The 15338-nt window shown below is 70.3% G+C and carries 15 protein-coding genes; 11 read left to right on the top strand and 4 right to left on the bottom strand.

All coding sequences use genetic code 11. The features are described from left to right. Nucleotides 1-177: 177 nt before the first annotated feature. From ACZ7GX_RS31865 to yhjD, 10 genes are all read left to right on the top strand, one after another. On the top strand, nucleotides 178-1398 hold the full coding sequence (locus ACZ7GX_RS31865) for an NADP-dependent isocitrate dehydrogenase (protein WP_230572336.1): 1221 nt from the start codon (nucleotides 178-180) through the stop codon (nucleotides 1396-1398). Nucleotides 1399-1625: 227 nt separating this feature from the next. Then, nucleotides 1626-1940: an SH3 domain-containing protein gene (locus tag ACZ7GX_RS31860; protein ID WP_498782040.1), complete on the top strand. Its 315-nt coding sequence runs from the start codon at nucleotides 1626-1628 to the stop codon at nucleotides 1938-1940. A gap of 12 nt (nucleotides 1941-1952) precedes the next feature. Beyond that, entirely contained in the window at nucleotides 1953-2171 is a 219-nt protein-coding gene (locus ACZ7GX_RS31855) for a hypothetical protein (RefSeq protein ID WP_498782038.1), read from the top strand. Between the two features lie 9 nt (nucleotides 2172-2180). Beyond that, a complete protein-coding gene (locus ACZ7GX_RS31850; RefSeq protein ID WP_498782036.1) occupies nucleotides 2181-2993 on the top strand; it encodes an exodeoxyribonuclease III in 813 nt (270 codons plus the stop codon). Nucleotides 2994-3042: 49 nt separating this feature from the next. After that, nucleotides 3043-3612 carry a hypothetical protein gene (locus ACZ7GX_RS31845; RefSeq protein ID WP_498782034.1) on the top strand — a complete coding sequence of 190 codons (570 nt, stop codon included), beginning with the start codon at nucleotides 3043-3045 and terminating at the stop codon, nucleotides 3610-3612. Between the two features lie 132 nt (nucleotides 3613-3744). Further along, a complete protein-coding gene (locus ACZ7GX_RS31840) occupies nucleotides 3745-5430 on the top strand; it encodes a TIGR03767 family metallophosphoesterase (RefSeq protein WP_498782032.1) in 1686 nt (561 codons plus the stop codon). 97 nt (nucleotides 5431-5527) lie between these two features. Then, nucleotides 5528-8047 (top strand): bifunctional FO biosynthesis protein CofGH, encoded by a 2520-nt coding sequence (locus ACZ7GX_RS31835; protein ID WP_498782030.1) that lies wholly within the window; start codon nucleotides 5528-5530, stop codon nucleotides 8045-8047. Between the two features lie 162 nt (nucleotides 8048-8209). After that, on the top strand, nucleotides 8210-8497 hold the full coding sequence (locus tag ACZ7GX_RS31830; RefSeq protein WP_498782028.1) for a hypothetical protein: 288 nt from the start codon (nucleotides 8210-8212) through the stop codon (nucleotides 8495-8497). Nucleotides 8498-8560: 63 nt separating this feature from the next. Then, nucleotides 8561-9589 carry a tryptophan--tRNA ligase gene (trpS, locus tag ACZ7GX_RS31825; protein WP_498782096.1) on the top strand — a complete coding sequence of 343 codons (1029 nt, stop codon included), beginning with the start codon at nucleotides 8561-8563 and terminating at the stop codon, nucleotides 9587-9589. 25 nt (nucleotides 9590-9614) lie between these two features. After that, entirely contained in the window at nucleotides 9615-10625 is a 1011-nt protein-coding gene (gene yhjD / locus ACZ7GX_RS31820; RefSeq protein ID WP_498782026.1) for an inner membrane protein YhjD, read from the top strand. 9 nt (nucleotides 10626-10634) lie between these two features. Here yhjD and ACZ7GX_RS31815 read toward each other — a convergent pair whose 3' ends face one another. Then, nucleotides 10635-10979, bottom strand: coding sequence for a hypothetical protein (locus ACZ7GX_RS31815; RefSeq protein ID WP_498782024.1), 345 nt, complete (start codon nucleotides 10977-10979; stop codon nucleotides 10635-10637). A 25-nt stretch (nucleotides 10980-11004) separates the two neighbouring features. Continuing rightward, complete coding sequence (locus tag ACZ7GX_RS31810; protein ID WP_498782022.1) at nucleotides 11005-11241, bottom strand: SCO4848 family membrane protein; 237 nt, start codon at nucleotides 11239-11241, stop codon at nucleotides 11005-11007. 60 nt (nucleotides 11242-11301) lie between these two features. On the opposite strand from ACZ7GX_RS31810, the gene ACZ7GX_RS31805 reads away from it, so the two are divergent. Further along, nucleotides 11302-12594, top strand: a complete 1293-nt coding sequence (locus ACZ7GX_RS31805) for a D-alanyl-D-alanine carboxypeptidase family protein (RefSeq protein WP_498782020.1) — start codon at nucleotides 11302-11304, stop codon at nucleotides 12592-12594. Nucleotides 12595-12783: 189 nt separating this feature from the next. Here the strand turns inward: ACZ7GX_RS31805 and ACZ7GX_RS31800 are convergent, their stop codons facing one another. After that, entirely contained in the window at nucleotides 12784-13566 is a 783-nt protein-coding gene (locus ACZ7GX_RS31800; RefSeq protein ID WP_498782018.1) for a succinate dehydrogenase iron-sulfur subunit, read from the bottom strand. Next, the gene (sdhA, locus tag ACZ7GX_RS31795; protein ID WP_498782016.1) at nucleotides 13566-15317 is read right to left on the bottom strand and encodes a succinate dehydrogenase flavoprotein subunit; all 1752 of its coding nucleotides are present in this window, start codon (nucleotides 15315-15317) and stop codon (nucleotides 13566-13568) included. Before sdhA ends, ACZ7GX_RS31800 begins: the two co-directional genes overlap by 1 nt. Nucleotides 15318-15338 lie beyond the last annotated feature (21 nt).

The following is a 15338-nucleotide window of genomic DNA, read 5'->3' as shown; positions in this document are numbered from 1 at the left end:
GTGCGGCGGCCCGGCGGCGCGGCTGGTTGTATTGGCCGGAGACCACACGTGCCACCGGCGGTCGCGGCTCGGCGCAGATGTGACGCCGTTCCCTTTTTCCGCCCGGGTGGACGCAAGCAACCCGACATAGCAGTACGCTTGTCTTGCTTGCATTGTCGCGAGAGGAGCGCCCTGAGTATGGGCAAGATCAAGGTTCAGGGGACCGTCGTCGAACTCGACGGCGACGAGATGACGCGGATCATCTGGCAGTTCATCAAGGACAAGCTGATCCACCCGTACCTGGACGTCAACCTCGAGTACTACGACCTGGGCATCGAGCACCGGGACGCCACCGACGACCAGGTCACCATCGACTCCGCGCACGCCATCAAGAAGCACGGCGTCGGCGTGAAGTGCGCCACCATCACGCCCGACGAGGCGCGGGTGGAGGAGTTCGGCCTGAAGAAGATGTGGGTCTCGCCGAACGGCACGATCCGCAACATCCTCGGCGGCGTGGTGTTCCGCGAGCCGATCATCATCTCGAACATCCCGCGGCTGGTGCCGGGCTGGACGAAGCCGATCATCATCGGCCGTCACGCGCACGGCGACCAGTACAAGGCGACCAACTTCAAGGTCCCCGGCGCGGGCGAGCTGACCATCACGTTCACGCCCGAGGACGGCTCCGAGCCGATCAAGCACGTGGTGGCCAACTACGGCCCCGACGGCGGCGTGGCCATGGGCATGTACAACTTCAACAAGTCCATCGAGGACTTCGCGCGCGCCTCGTTCTCGTACGGGTTGCAGCGCAACTACCCGGTGTACATGTCGACCAAGAACACCATCCTCAAGGCGTACGACGGCGCCTTCAAGGACATCTTCCAGCAGGTGTTCGAGGACGAGTTCAAGGCGCAGTTCGACGCCGCGGGCCTGACCTACGAGCACCGGCTGATCGACGACATGGTGGCCGCCGCGATGAAGTGGGAGGGCGGCTACGTCTGGGCGTGCAAGAACTACGACGGCGACGTGCAGTCCGACACGGTCGCGCAGGGCTTCGGCTCGCTGGGCCTGATGACGTCGGTGCTGATGACGCCGGACGGCAAGACCGTCGAGGCCGAGGCCGCGCACGGCACGGTGACCCGGCACTACCGCCAGCACCAGGCGGGCAAGCCGACGTCCACCAACCCGATCGCGTCGATCTTCGCGTGGACCGGTGGCCTCAAGCACCGCGGCAAGCTGGACGGCACCCCCGAGGTGACCGGCTTCGCGGAGACGCTGGAGCAGGTCATCGTGGAGACCGTCGAGAGCGGCCGGATGACCAAGGACCTCGCCGTGCTCGTCGGCGCGGACCAGGAGTGGCTGACCACCGAGGACTTCCTCGGCACGCTGGACGAGAACCTGCAGAAGAAGATGGCCGGCTGACCCCGCCCTTCGGCTCGCGCGACAAGGGGACCGCCTCCGGGCGGTCCCCTTGTCCGTTCCGGCGCCGTTCCCCGGTGCGCTTGGCGGTGCGGTTCGCGGTTCCGGTGCCGTTTCCGTGACGGCGTCACCCGACCGGTTCCCCGGTGGGGTGGAATGTGCCGCCGACCGGCCCGCGGCCCACCGGCCCGCGCTATATCTGCACTTCGGCAGAGGTGTCGGGAGGCGTGATGTTCGGGATTCCGGTGCGCGGCATGGTCGTCGTGGGTGTGCTCGCGGCGGCGGGGCTGATGTACGTCGCCAACGAGGGCAAGAAGCTCGGGGTGGACGAGACCGCCGCGCGCGAGTGCAGGGTGACGGTGATCGCCGACATCCTCAACGTGCGGTCGGGGCCCGCCGACACCCAGCCGATCGTGGCGACCATGCCGCGTGACGCGGTGGTGCGGGCGGAGGCGAGGATCGAGAACGGCTTCCGGCTGCTGTCCGACGGGCGGTGGGTGAAGGCCGAGTTCGTGACACCCACCTCGGACAGCGGCTGCACGTGATGTGATGGGCGGATGTTCTTCAAGTGGCGGTCGTTCCGGCGTGGCGTGGTGACGTGCGCGTGCGAGCCGGAGTGGCCGGGCCTGCGGTCGGTCGTGGACGGGCACGAGATGGCGGGGGTGGCGTCGCCGGAGGGCAGCAGCCCGTTGGTGCTGATGTGGGGCCTGACCGCGTCCTGCACGGGCTGCGGCGCCGAGTACCCGCACGGCTGGGCGGTCGCGGATCGCGGTTAGGCTGCCCGGGTGCTGACCGTCTCCTCGATCAACGTCAACGGGCTGCGTGCCGCCGCGAAGAAGGGCTACCTCGAGTGGCTGGCCGCGACGGCGGCCGACGTCGTGTGCCTGCAGGAGGTGCGCGCCGAGCCGGGGCAGCTGGCGGACGAGGTGCGCTCGCCGGAGGGTTGGCACGTGGCGCACGCGTACTCCGAGGTCAAGGGCCGCAACGGGGTCGCGGTGCTGACGCGCGAGGCGCCGCAGGCCGTGCGGATCGGGTTCGGGGTGACCGAGTTCGAGCACTCGGGCCGGTACGTCGAGGTCGAGCTGGCCGACGTGGTCGTGGCGTCGCTGTACCTGCCCAGCGGTGACGTCGGCACGCCGAGGCAGGACGAGAAGGACCGGTTCATGGCGGCGTTCCTGCCGTACCTGGTGGAACTGCGCGACAAGGCCGCCGCCGACGGGCGCGAGGTGCTGGTGTGCGGCGACTGGAACATCGCGCACCGGGCCGAGGACCTGAAGGCGTGGAAGACGAACCAGAAGTCGTCCGGCTTCCTGCCCGAGGAGCGCGCCTGGATGGACCGCGTGTACGGCGAGGCGCGCTACGTCGACGTGGTCCGCTCCCTGCACCCGGACGTGGCCGGCCCGTACACCTGGTGGTCCTACCGGGGCAAGGCGTTCGACAACGACTCGGGCTGGCGGATCGATCTCCACGTCGCCACGGCCGCCCTGGCCGCGACCGCCCGCACCGCCGTGGTCGAGCGGGCTGCGACCTACGCCGAGCGCTGGTCCGACCACGCGCCCGTCACGGTGAGTTTTGACTGGCCCAAGGCGGGGCAGTGAGTCGTACGGCTTGATCCCGCGGCGGAGGCGGTCGATCTAGCATCGGCCGGTGTCCGTCGACCTCGAAGCGACCGTCCCCGAGCCGGTGCGGCTGGACGTCCTCGTGGCGGCGGCCGAGCGGCTCCTGGCCGGGTTGCTCGCCCTGCCGAGCCGGCCGGAGGTCGTGGTGTTCGGCGGGCGTCGGTACCAGCAGGGGCGCCGGGTCGGGGAAGGTCGCCGGTTGAGCCGACCGGAGTTGGTGGCGCAGGTGGTCGGCCCGCACTCACCCGGGCGGTCGGACGGCGCGTTCGAGTTCGAGGTGCTCGGCGGCGAGATCGCCTGGGCGTGGATGTCGGTGATGGACGACGTGGAACCGGGCGAGCCGACCTACGTCCTGTTCTCGCCCTCGCGGACGTGCGGGGGTGTCGTGCTGGCGACGGCGCTCGCGCTGGCGGTCGCCGAGTGCGCGGGCGGTGAGTTCCGGGACGAGGAGATCGGGATGCTCGTCCCGCCGGAGACCGATCCGGCCCGGGTGGTCGAGGTGACGCGGTTGACCGACCCCGCCTTCGACTTCGGTGACGCTTGCGAGCGGTACCTGCGGCAGTTCCCGCAGCTCGGCGGGTGGCCGTCGCGGGCCTGATCCCTTGCCGCGCAACGGAACCGATCCACCCGACGATCGACTTCGCTCGTTCGGCCGCACTTCACCCCGAGTTCGTGACGCGCTCCCCGGTTCGTGAGAACTTTTCACCTAACCGAGACGCGGGAGTGTTCGATGGGGATCAGCCGGCGGCGTTTCTTCCAGGCGACGGGTGCGGCGGGCGCGGTGTTGTTGTGGGGTGGGCCCGCTTGGGCGGCCACCACCGGCACGACCCTGGACGCGGCGGCCACGGCGGTCGGCGGCACGGGGTACCGGAGGTTGCAGGCGGGACCGGGGTGGCCGGTGGTGGTGCGGTCGGACCTGGCCGCGCCCGGCGCGGGGCGGGCGGACCGGCGCACGTCGCTGGCCTGCTTCGTCCAGTTCACCGACATGCACATGGTCGACGCCCAGAGCCCGGCCCGCTTCGAGTACACCCACCCGTTGCTGGGCGCGGGCGCCTTCCGGGCCCACGAGACGCTGGCCCAGCACACGTCGACGGCGCTGGTCCAGCGGATCAACTCGATCGGCGCCGGGCCGTTCACCAACCGCCCGATCGACTTCATGATGACCACGGGCGACAACACCGACAACCACGAGCTGATCGAGCTCGACTGGTTCCTCACCGTCCTCAACGGCGGCCGGATCACCGCCAACACCGGCGACCCCGCCCGCTACGAAGGCGTGCAGGACTCCGGCGTGAAGTCCTACTGGAACCCGCACTCCACCCTCGTCGACGACTACAAGGCCAAGGGCTTCCCCCACCTGCCCGGCCTGCTCGACGCCGCCATCCGCCCGTTCGACAGCCCCGGCCTGCGCATCCCGTGGTACTGCACGTTCGGCAACCACGACGACAGCGTGGTCGGCACGCTGCCCGACGGCCTCCCGATCGTCGACGGCCTCTACACCTCGAACCGCAAGATCATGGGCTTCGCGGACGGCCAGGTGCAGCGGCTCGCCAAGGCCATGACCGACCCCGCGCACGTGCTGGACGCGGCAGCCGTCGTCGCCGAGGGCGGCCTGGTCCGCACCGTCACGCCCGACGCCCGCCGCCGGCCGTTCACCACCGCCGAGTTCGTCCGGGCGCACCTCGACCCGCGCCACACCGGCCCCGGCCCGCACGGCCACGGCTTCACCGACGACAACGCCGACGGCGTGGACGTCTTCTACACGTTCCCGATCGCGCCCGGCGTCACCGGCGTCAGCCTCGACACCACGACCACCGGCGGCTTCGCCGACGGCTCGATCGGCCTGCACCAGTACCTCTGGCTGGAGCGGACCCTCAAGCGCGGCAGCTCCCGCTACTACGACGTGCTCGGCTTCCCGCACCGCCAGGACGTCACCGACGAGCTGTTCATCCTGTTCAGCCACCACACCAGCTGGACCATGGGCAACGTCCTGCCCGACCGCCGCCGCCCGCTCGACCCGAGGCTCGACGGCAAGGCGCTCGTCGACCTCCTCGGCCGGTTCCCGAACGTCGTCGCCTGGGTCAACGGCCACACCCACGAGAACCGGATCGTCCCGCACGGCACGGGCGAGCGGGCGTTCTGGGAGATCAACACCGCCGCGCACGTCGACCACCCGCAGCACGCCCGGATCATCGAGCTCGCCGACAACGGCGACGGGACGTTGTCCCTGTTCACGACCCTGGTCGAGGGTGACGCGCCCTACCAGGCAGACTACGGCGACTTCTCGCCGCGCGGCCTCGCCTCACTGGCCCGGGAGTTCGCGTTCAACGACCCGCACGCCAACGCGAACGCCGTCGGCACGCCGACCGACCGCAACACCGAACTCCTCGTCGCCGGGAGGGCGCCGGTCCGGTGACCCGGTCGGGCTGACGGGCGACCAAGCCCCGACTGCGCTTCGTGTTGGAGATCACACTGAGCGTGATCGGGAATCTTCGCCGCCTAGTGTCGTTGTCGTGGCCGTGGACATCTCGATCGCCCCGCCGGATCCGACGCCGAGTGGGTCGTCGATGCGACGTGCGTTGCGCCGTGCCGCCGATGGTGCGGTGTTGGACGTGACCGAGGCCGCGGTGCTGTTGCACGCGCGTGGTGAGGACCTGGAGGCGTTGCTGCGGGCCGCGGGTCGGGTGCGGGACGCGCATCTGGTGGCGGAGGGTCGGGCGGGGGTGGTGACCTACAGCCGCAACGCGTTCATCCCGTTGACGCGGTTGTGTCGGGACCGGTGTCATTACTGCACGTTCGCCACGGTGCCGCACAAGCTGCCGGCGGCGTTCCTGGAGCGCGACGAGGTGTTGGAGATCGCGCGTGCGGCGGCGGCGCAGGGCTGCAAGGAGGCTCTGTTCACGTTGGGCGACCGGCCGGAGGAGCGGTGGCCGCAGGCCAAGGAGTGGCTGGAGGCCCGCGGCTACTCCTCCACCCTGGACTATGTGCGGGCGTGTGCGATCGCGGTGTTGGAGGAGACCGGGCTGCTGCCGCACCTGAACCCGGGCGTGCTGAGCTGGGAGGAACTCCAACGGCTGCGTCCGGTGGCGGCGAGCATGGGCATGATGCTGGAGACCACGGCGGAGCGGTTGTGGTCGGAGAAGGGCGGCCCGCACTACGGCAGCCCGGACAAGGAACCGGCGGTCCGGTTGCGGGTGCTCACGGACGCGGGTCGGGTGAACGTCCCGTTCACGACCGGGATTCTGATCGGGATCGGTGAGACGATCACCGAGCGCGCGGAGTCGTTGTTGGCGATGCGGGGGATCGCGCGGCAGTACGGGCACATCCAGGAAGTGATCATCCAGAACTTCCGGGCCAAGCCGGACACCGCGATGCGCGGCATGCCCGACGCCGACCTGCACGAACTGGCCGCCACGATCGCGGTCGCCCGACTGGTGATGCCCTCGTCCACCAGCGTGCAGGCCCCGCCGAACCTGGTCGGCGAGGAATTCGCCCTCATGCTCCGCGCCGGTATCGACGACTGGGGTGGTGTGTCGCCGGTGACCCCGGATCACGTCAACCCCGAACGCCCCTGGCCCCACGTCGACACCCTGGCTGAACACACCCGGGCAGCGGGCTTCGACCTCCAGGAACGGCTCGCGGTCTATCCCCGCTATGTGACGGCTACCGCCGGGCAGTGGATCGACACCCGCCTCACCGCCCACGTCTCCGCCCTGTCCCGCGCAGACGGCCTGGCCGACCCCGACGCCCCGGTCGTGGGTCGTGAGTGGCAGGAACCCGATGGTGGTCTGGACACCTACGGCCGCGCGGACCTGAACACCGCCATCGACACCGAGGGTCGCACCGAGGACCGGCGTGGCGACTTCGACAGCGTCTACGGCGACTGGGCGTCGTTGACGGTCCCCAAGGCGATCGAACGGTTGCCGGAGGACACCGCCCGCGCCCTGCGTCTCGCCGCGGACAACCCGGCCGGGATCCTCGACGACACCGAGGCCGCGATGGCGCTGCTCACCGCCGACGGTGCGGCGTTGGAGACGATGACGAGGCTTGCGGACGAGTTGCGTGCCGAGGTGGTCGGCGACGATGTCACGTATGTGGTGAACCGGAACATCAATTTCTCGAATGTCTGTTATGTCGGGTGTCGGTTCTGTGCGTTCGCGCAGCGTGAGCGGGACGCGGACGCGTTCCGGCTCTCGATCGCCGAGGTGGCCGACCGGGCGCAGGAGGCGTGGGACGCGGGCGCGACCGAGGTGTGCATGCAGGGCGGCATCGACCCGAAACTGCCGGTCACCTACTACGCCGACGTCGTCCGCGCGATCAAGACCCGCGTGCCCGGCATGCACGTGCACGCCTTCAGTCCGATGGAGATCGTCGCCGCCGCCACCAAAGCCGGCGTCAGCGTCCGCGAATGGTTGACCGAGTTGCGGGAGGCCGGTCTGGACACCATCCCCGGCACGGCCGCCGAGATCCTCGACGACGACGTCCGCTGGGTGCTGACCAAGGGCAAACTCCCCGCCGCCACCTGGCTCGACGTCGTCGCCACCGCGCACGAGGTCGGCATCCGGTCCTCCTCCACGATGATGTACGGCCACGTGGACCATCCCGGGCACTGGCTCGGCCACTTCCGGGCGTTGGCGGCGTTGCAGGACCGCACCGGCGGCCTGACCGAGTTCGTCGGGCTGCCGTTCGTGCACCGCAACGCCCCCATCTACCTCGCCGGCGTCGCCCGCCCCGGCCCCACCCGGCGGGACAACCGGGCCGTGCACGCCTTCGCCCGCCTGGCCCTGCACGGCCGCGTCGACAACGTCCAGTGCTCCTGGGTCAAGCTCGGCGACGACGGCACCGCCGAAGTCCTCCGGGGCGGCGCCAACGACCTCGGCGGCACCCTCATGGAAGAGACCATCAGCCGCATGGCCGGCTCCGAACACGGCTCCGCCCGGACGGCCGTGGAGCTGCACGCGACGGCGGCGTTGGCCGGTCGCCCGGCCCGGCAGCGGACTACGACATATGGCCGAGTCGACGTCGTGAGGTAACCCCCTGCGGGGACGGGTGAGGGCGGCTGTGGTTAGTCTGCCGCCGGTCGTGTTTACCTGAACCGAACACCCGAGCCCCACAGCTTCGGTAGGTTCGCGGCCGTCCGTCAACAAGGTTCACTCCTCGGTGGAGTGGCACGGTGTTGGTGAGGAGGCTGGGCGGTGCGCGGTCGCGGTGCGGTCCTGGGTCTGGTCCTGGGCGCGGCGTCTTCCCTGGTCGTCGAAGGTGTCGCGGTGGCGGCCGACGGCGCGGTGGCGGACCCCGTCTCCCTCGAAGCACCGGTCGGCATCGCCGCGGTGGCGCTCGGCGGGATCGGCCTCGTGGCCGGTCTGGTCCGGCGGCGGAGAACCGCGGTGGTCCGCACGGCGGCGAACCAGCCCGTCGCCACCACCCCGGCGGTCGACGGCGGGGACCCGGCCGAGGTGCGGCCCGCCACCACGGGGGTCTGATCGGCCTGGGAGAATCCTCCCGTGGCCGTCGAAAACTCTACGGAGAACGCCGCAGGCGAGGCCGTGGGCCAGCCTGTCGAGAACCCGGCTCCGGTGAGCCGCCCCCGCGTGCTGTCCGGCATCCAGCCGACCGCGGGCTCCTTCCACCTCGGCAACTACCTCGGCGCGCTCCGCCAGTGGGTGGCGCTGCAGGAGACGCACGACGCGTTCTACTGCGTCGTCGACCTGCACGCGATCACCGTCGAGCAGGATCCCAAGGTGCTCCGCCAGAACACCCGCGTGTCGGCCGCGCAGCTGCTCGCGCTCGGCATCGACCCGGACCGCTCGGCGCTGTTCGTGCAGTCGCACGTGCCGGAGCACGCCCAGCTCGGCTGGGTGCTGCAGTGCCTGACCGGTTTCGGCGAGGCCAGCCGGATGACCCAGTTCAAGGACAAGTCCGCGCGGCAGGAGTCGGCCATCGGCGTCGGCCTGTTCACGTACCCGATCCTGCAGGCCGCGGACATCCTGCTCTACCAGGCGCACCACGTGCCGGTCGGCGAGGACCAGCGGCAGCACCTCGAGCTGACCCGCGACCTGGCGCAGCGGTTCAACACCCGCTACGGCAAGACGTTCCGGCTGCCCGAGCCCTTCATCGTCAAGGACACCGCGAAGATCTACGACCTCCAGGACCCGACGTCGAAGATGTCGAAGTCCGTGCCGGCGGGCGTGGTGGAGCTGCTGGAGGACCCGAAGCGGTCGGCCAAGAAGATCAGGTCGGCGGTCACGGACACCGGCCGCGAGATCGTGTACGACCCCGAGCACAAGGCCGGCGTGAGCAACCTGCTGGTGATCTACTCGGCGTTGACCGGGCGGTCGATCGAGTCCCTGGTCGCGGACTACGACGGCAAGGGCTACGGGGACCTGAAGAAGGACCTCGGCGAGGTGTTCACCGAGTTCGTCACGCCGGTCCGGGCGCGGGTGGCCGAGTACCTGGACGACACCGCCGAGCTGGACAAGGTGCTGGCGCGCGGCGCGGAACGGGCGCGCGGCGTGGCCGCGAAGACGCTGGCGCGGGCCTACGACCGGATCGGCTTCCTGTCGAGTGGCGTGTGATCACCTGACGCATTAACTTTTCCGTGTGGCGGAAAAGGGTGGGACCGAGTCGAAGCTCGACCGGATGCGTCGTCAGCGGCCCTGGCTCGACCACCTGTTCCGGGCCGCCGAGCGGTACAGCGAGCAGTACGGGGCGCACTACGCGGCGGCGGTGACGTACTTCAGCGTGCTGTCGCTCGTGCCCATGCTGATGATCGGCTTCGCCGTCGCCGGTTTCGTGCTCGCCTCGGAGCCGGGCCTGCTCGACGAGCTGAAGGCCTCCATCGCGGAGGCGGTGCCGGGCACGCTCGGCAACACCATCAACGAGGTGGTCGAGCAGGCCATCGAGTCCAAGGGCACGGTCGGCGTGCTCGGCCTGCTGGCCGCCGCCTACTCCGGCCTCGGCTGGATGAGCAACCTGCGTGACGCGCTGACCGCGCAGTGGGGCCACGCGAAGGCCGACCGACCGTTCCTGAAGACGATCGCGAAGGACTTCCTGGCGCTGATCAGCCTCGGGCTGGCGCTGGTGGTGTCGTTCGGCCTGACGGCCGCGGGCAGCGGGTTCGCCGAGCTGGTGCTGCGGTGGGTCGGCCTGGACGGCGTCGGGTGGGCCGAGGCGATGCTGAAGATCGGCACGATCGCGCTGGCGCTGGTCGCGAACTGGCTGGTGTTCCTCTGGGTGCTGGCCAAGCTGCCGCGCGAGCCCGTCGGCTGGCGCAGCGCGGTCAAGGGCGCCGCGGCGGCGGCGATCGGGTTCGAGACCCTCAAGCAGGTCGCGACGATCTACCTGAGCAGCGTCACGAGCTCACCGGCCGGTGCGGCGTTCGGGCCGGTCATCGGTGTGCTGGTGTTCGCGAACCTGGTGGCGCAGTTCCTGCTGTTCATCACCGCGTGGACGGCCACGGCGCGGGAGAACGCGGTCAAGGAGCCGCCGGCGGCGCCACCGCCGGCCGTGATCCGGCCCGTGGTGGAGGTGCGGTCCGGGCCCAGCCCCCGCGCCGCCGTCGGGCTGGTCGGCGCGGGGCTGCTGCTGGGTGCGTTGTTCCGGCGGCGTTGAGGTCCGCGCCTACGTCCAGAAGACGGCGATGCCGACGTTCACCACGACGAGGCCGGCCAGCACGGGCGTGAGCCAGGCGGCGGGCTTCTTCTTCAGGTTGAGCGCGACCAGCGCCGCGATGACGACCAGGACCAGCAGCTTCACGCCGATCTTGATGTCGTTGTAGTCCTGGTCGGTCACCGGGGCCAGGCCCATCAGCGCCAGGCCGGTGAGCAGCTGCAACGCGCTGCCGTGCAGCCAGCCGTTGTTCAGCGGGGCGTCGGCCCCGGACCGGCGCTGGACGAAGAACATCGCGATCAGCATGCCCATGCCGAGCAGGTGCAGGAACACCAGCAGTAGGCGCACGAACTCCACGGCGGAGCCTCCAGGTGTGGTGGGTTTACTCGCTCTTGGCGCTTCTGGCCGCCCGCAGCCCGCGCACGCCCAGCACACCGATGACCGTGCCGAATGTGAGCGACGCGACAACGAGCAGCAGGTGGACGGTGAAGAACGTGGTCGGGCCGCCGTCCCACGAACGGGGGTCCTTCCAGATGTTGCGCAGGAAGGTCGGCCAGATCACCCAGGACCACACCCCGAAGGCAAGCAGGAACACGGACATGCCGCGGGAGAGCTTCACCGGAGCAGTATCGGACGTGGCGGGTGCAGGTCACTCATCCGGGGTGGATAGCCTGGGCGGGTGCGTTCCTCCGCGTTCCGACGGCCCGTTGCCCTGGTCCTGGCTGCTTGTGCGCTGATGGCCGGCGCGTCGTTCGTGGCCGCACCGGTCGCGGCCGCACAGCCGGCCTGCGAGAACAAGGTGTCACCGCCCCCACCGGTCGACACCTCCGAACAGGTGGCGCCAGGCGAGAAGCCTCCACCACCGATCGAGGTACCGGAGAGCCCGATCGGGGGACAGCGCCTCGGTGAGTGCGGTCTCGTGCTGCCACCGAACGCGCCCGTGCCGCCGGACGGCATCACGGCCAAGAGCTGGCTGCTCGCCGACATGAACAACGGCGCCGTGCTCGCGGCCCTCGACCCGCACGGCCGGCAGCGGCCCGCGTCGGTGATCAAGGTGCTGCTGGCGATGGTGGTGGCCAAGGAGCTGGCGCCCGACGCCACGGTGGCGGCGACGCCGGAGGACCTCGCGCAGGAGTGCACCTGCATCGGGCTGCGCAACGGCGCCGAGTACAGCGTCGAGCAGATGCTCCAGGCGCTGGTCATGGCGTCGGGCAACGACGTGGCGCACGCGCTGGCCCGTCGGCTCGGCGGGGTGCCGTCGGCGATCCGGAAGATGAACGCCCTGGCGGCCGAGCTGGGCGCGCTGGACACGCGGGCCGTGACGCCGTCCGGGCTGGACGCGCCGGGCACGTCCACGTCGGCCTACGACGTGGCGTTGATCTACCGCGAGGCGATGAAGTACCCCGACTTCGTCAAGGCCGTGATGACGCAGCGGATCGACTTCCCGGCGGCCAACGGCAACGGGACCGTGCCGATCGTCAACGACAACCGGCTGCTGACCACGTACCAGGGTGCGTTGGGCGGCAAGTCCGGGTTCACCGACGACGCGCAGCACACCTACGTGGGTGCGGCCGAGCGCAACGGCAAGCGGCTCGTGGTCGTGCTGCTGCGGGGCCAGCAGCAGCCGGTCCGGATGACCGACCAGGCCGCCCGCCTGCTCGACTACGGCTTCGCCCTGGAACCCGCCGCGTCGGGCAACCCGGTCGGCAGGCTGGTCGAGGGCGCGCCGCAGGCGAAGAAGAAGACCACCGAGCCCCGGCCGACGCCGACCAGCGCCGGTGTCGGCGAGGTCGCCAACTCCAGCCCGGACGGCACCCAGCCCTCCGCCATGCAGACGGCGTTCGGCAACGTGGGCGGCCCGATCACCGCCGTCGCCGGCCTCGGCCTGCTCCTGGGCCTGGTGATGTACCTGCGCAACCGCCGCGCCAAAGCCGCCCGCGCCGCCCGCGCGGCCGCCCAGAACCAACCCTGACCGCGAGTCGAACGTTCCGGTCCCGCCTGTCGAACCTCCAGGACCGGTGAGTTCGACGCCCAGGACGGCACCAGGGCCGAAGTCCGCGCCGGGTGCCCGTCCTGGGCGTTGAACTCGGGGTACCCGGCCCACGGACGAGAGAAGGGCCCCCGAGGTGCTCGGGGGCCCTTCGCGTCGGGTGCGGTGGGGTCAGGTGCGCTTGAAGAGGAGGGCGCGCTTGACCTCCTGGATGGCCTTCGTGACCTGGATGCCGCGCGGGCACGCGTCGGTGCAGTTGAAGGTGGTCCGGCAGCGCCACACGCCGTCGACGTCGTTGAGGATGTCCAAGCGCTCCTCGGCGCCCTCGTCACGGCTGTCGAAGATGAACCGGTGCGCGTTCACGATCGCCGCCGGGCCGAAGTACGAGCCCTCGGTCCAGTACACGGGGCACGACGTGGTGCACGCCGCGCACAGGATGCACTTGGTGGTGTCGTCGAACCGCTCGCGGTCGGCGATGGACTGGACCCGCTCGCGCGTCGGCTCGTTGCCGTACGTGATGAGGTACGGCTTGACCGCCTTGAACGCCTCGAAGAACGGCTCCATGTCGACCAGCAGGTCCTTGTGGACCGGCAGCCCTTTGATGGGCTCGATGGTGATCGTGGTCGGCTTGCCGCCGCTCGCCAGCAGGTCCTTCAGCAGCACCTTGCACGCCAGCCGGTTCACGCCGTTGATGCGCATCGCGTCCGAGCCGCAGATGCCGTGCGCGCACGACCGGCGGAACGTCAGCGTCCCGTCGAGGTACCACTTCACGTAGTGCAGCAGGTTCAGCACGCGGTCCGACGGCAGGGCCGGGATCTCGAACGAGTCCCAGCGCGGCTCGTCGTCGAACTCCGGGTTGAACCGGCGCACCTTCAGGGTGACGGTGATCGCGCCGTCCGGCACGGGGGGCTGGTTCCCGCGCGAGCCGGTGGACACTTCAGCGGTAGCGGTCATCAGTACTTGCGCTCCATCGGCTGGTACCGGGTGAACGTCACGGGCTTGTAGTCGAGCCGGATGTCGGCCGCCAAGCCGTCGCCCTGCTTGTAGTACATGCTGTGGCGCATGAAGTTCGTGTCGTCGCGGTTCGGGTAGTCCTCGCGCGCGTGACCGCCGCGGGACTCCTTGCGCGCCAGCGCGCCCACGACGAGAACCTCGGCCAGCTCCAGGAGGAAGCCCAGCTCGACGGCTTCCAGGAGGTCGGTGTTGAACCGCTTCCCCTTGTCCTGCACGGTGATCCGCTGGTAGCGCTCCTTCAACGCCTGCACGTCGTGCAGCGCCGTCTTGAGCGTGTCCTCGGTGCGGTACACCGACGCGTTGGCGTCCATGGTGGCCTGCAGCTCGGTGCGGATGTCCGCCACCCGCTCCTCGCCGTGCTCGGACAGCACCAGCGCCACCTGCGCCTCGACCTGGGCCGCCGGGTTCTCGGGCAGCTCGACGTGGTCGTGCGCCAGCGCGTACTCGGCGGCGGCGATGCCCGCGCGGCGGCCGAACACGTTGATGTCCAGCAACGAGTTCGTGCCGAGCCGGTTCGCGCCGTGCACGGACACGCACGCGCACTCGCCGGCGGCGTAGAGGCCGGGCACGACGTTGTCGTTGTCCCGCAACACCTCGCCGTGCACGTTGGTCGGGATGCCACCCATCGCGTAGTGCGCGGTCGGGTAGACCGGCACCGGCTCCGTCACCGGGTCGACCGCGAGGTACGTGCGGGCGAACTCGGTGATGTCGGGGAGCTTCGTCTCCAGCACCTCGGCGCCCAGGTGGGTGCAGTCGAGGAGGACGTAGTCCTTGTTCGGGCCGGCGCCGCGGCCCTCCAGCACCTCCAGGGCCATCGAGCGGGCGACGATGTCGCGCGGCGCGAGGTCCTTGATGGTGGGGGCGTAGCGCTCCATGAACCGCTCGCCGGACGCGTTGCGCAGGATCGCGCCCTCGCCCCGGGCGCCCTCGGTGAGGAGGATGCCGAGGCCCGCCAGACCGGTCGGGTGGAACTGGTAGAACTCCATGTCCTCCAGCGGCAGGCCCTTGCGGAACACGATGCCCATGCCGTCGCCGGTCAGCGTGTGCGCGTTGGAGGTGGTCTTGAAGACCTTGCCGAAGCCGCCGGTGGCGAACACCACGGACTTGGCCTGGAAGACGTGGATCTCGCCGGTCGCCAGCTCGTAGGCCACCGCGCCGGTGCACACCGGGCCGTCGGCGGTCTCGGTCATGCAGATGTCGAGCACGTAGAACTCGTTGAAGAACTCGATGCCGTGCTTGACGCAGTTCTGGTACAGCGTCTGCAGGATCATGTGGCCGGTGCGGTCGGCCGCGTAGCACGCCCGGCGCACGGCCGCCTCGCCGTGGTTGCGGGTGTGGCCGCCGAACCGCCGCTGGTCGATCTTGCCCTCGGGCGTGCGGTTGAACGGCAGGCCCATCTTCTCCAGGTCGAGGACCGCGTCGATGGCCTCCTTCGCCATGATCTCGGCGGCGTCCTGGTCGACCAGGTAGTCACCGCCCTTGATCGTGTCGAAGGTGTGCCACTCCCAGTTGTCCTCCTCCACGTTCGCCAGCGCGGCGCACATGCCGCCCTGCGCGGCGCCCGTGTGGGAACGCGTGGGGTAGAGCTTGGTGAGCACGGCCGTGCGGGCGCGCTGGCCGGACTCGATCGCCGCGCGCATCCCGGCGCCACCCGCGCCGATGATGACGACGTCGTACTTGTGGAACTGCATGGCTCTGAGCACTCCCCGCAG

The sequence above is a fragment of the Actinosynnema sp. NPDC037264 genome (assembly GCF_055603705.1).
This window is presented reverse-complemented; position numbering and strand designations above follow the sequence as displayed.

Excerpts from the sequence above, each read along its gene's own strand:
- ACZ7GX_RS31855 (WP_498782038.1), top strand. The coding sequence starts at position 1,953 with ATGTTCTTCAAGTGGCGGTCGTTCCGGCGTGGCGTGGTGACGTGCGCG.
- sdhA (WP_498782016.1), bottom strand. The coding sequence starts at position 15,317 with ATGCAGTTCCACAAGTACGACGTCGTCATCATCGGCGCGGGTGGCGCC.
- ACZ7GX_RS31865 (WP_230572336.1), top strand. The coding sequence starts at position 178 with ATGGGCAAGATCAAGGTTCAGGGGACCGTCGTCGAACTCGACGGCGAC.
- ACZ7GX_RS31800 (WP_498782018.1), bottom strand. The coding sequence starts at position 13,566 with ATGACCGCTACCGCTGAAGTGTCCACCGGCTCGCGCGGGAACCAGCCC.
- ACZ7GX_RS31840 (WP_498782032.1), top strand. The coding sequence starts at position 3,745 with ATGGGGATCAGCCGGCGGCGTTTCTTCCAGGCGACGGGTGCGGCGGGC.
- ACZ7GX_RS31860 (WP_498782040.1), top strand. The coding sequence starts at position 1,626 with ATGTTCGGGATTCCGGTGCGCGGCATGGTCGTCGTGGGTGTGCTCGCG.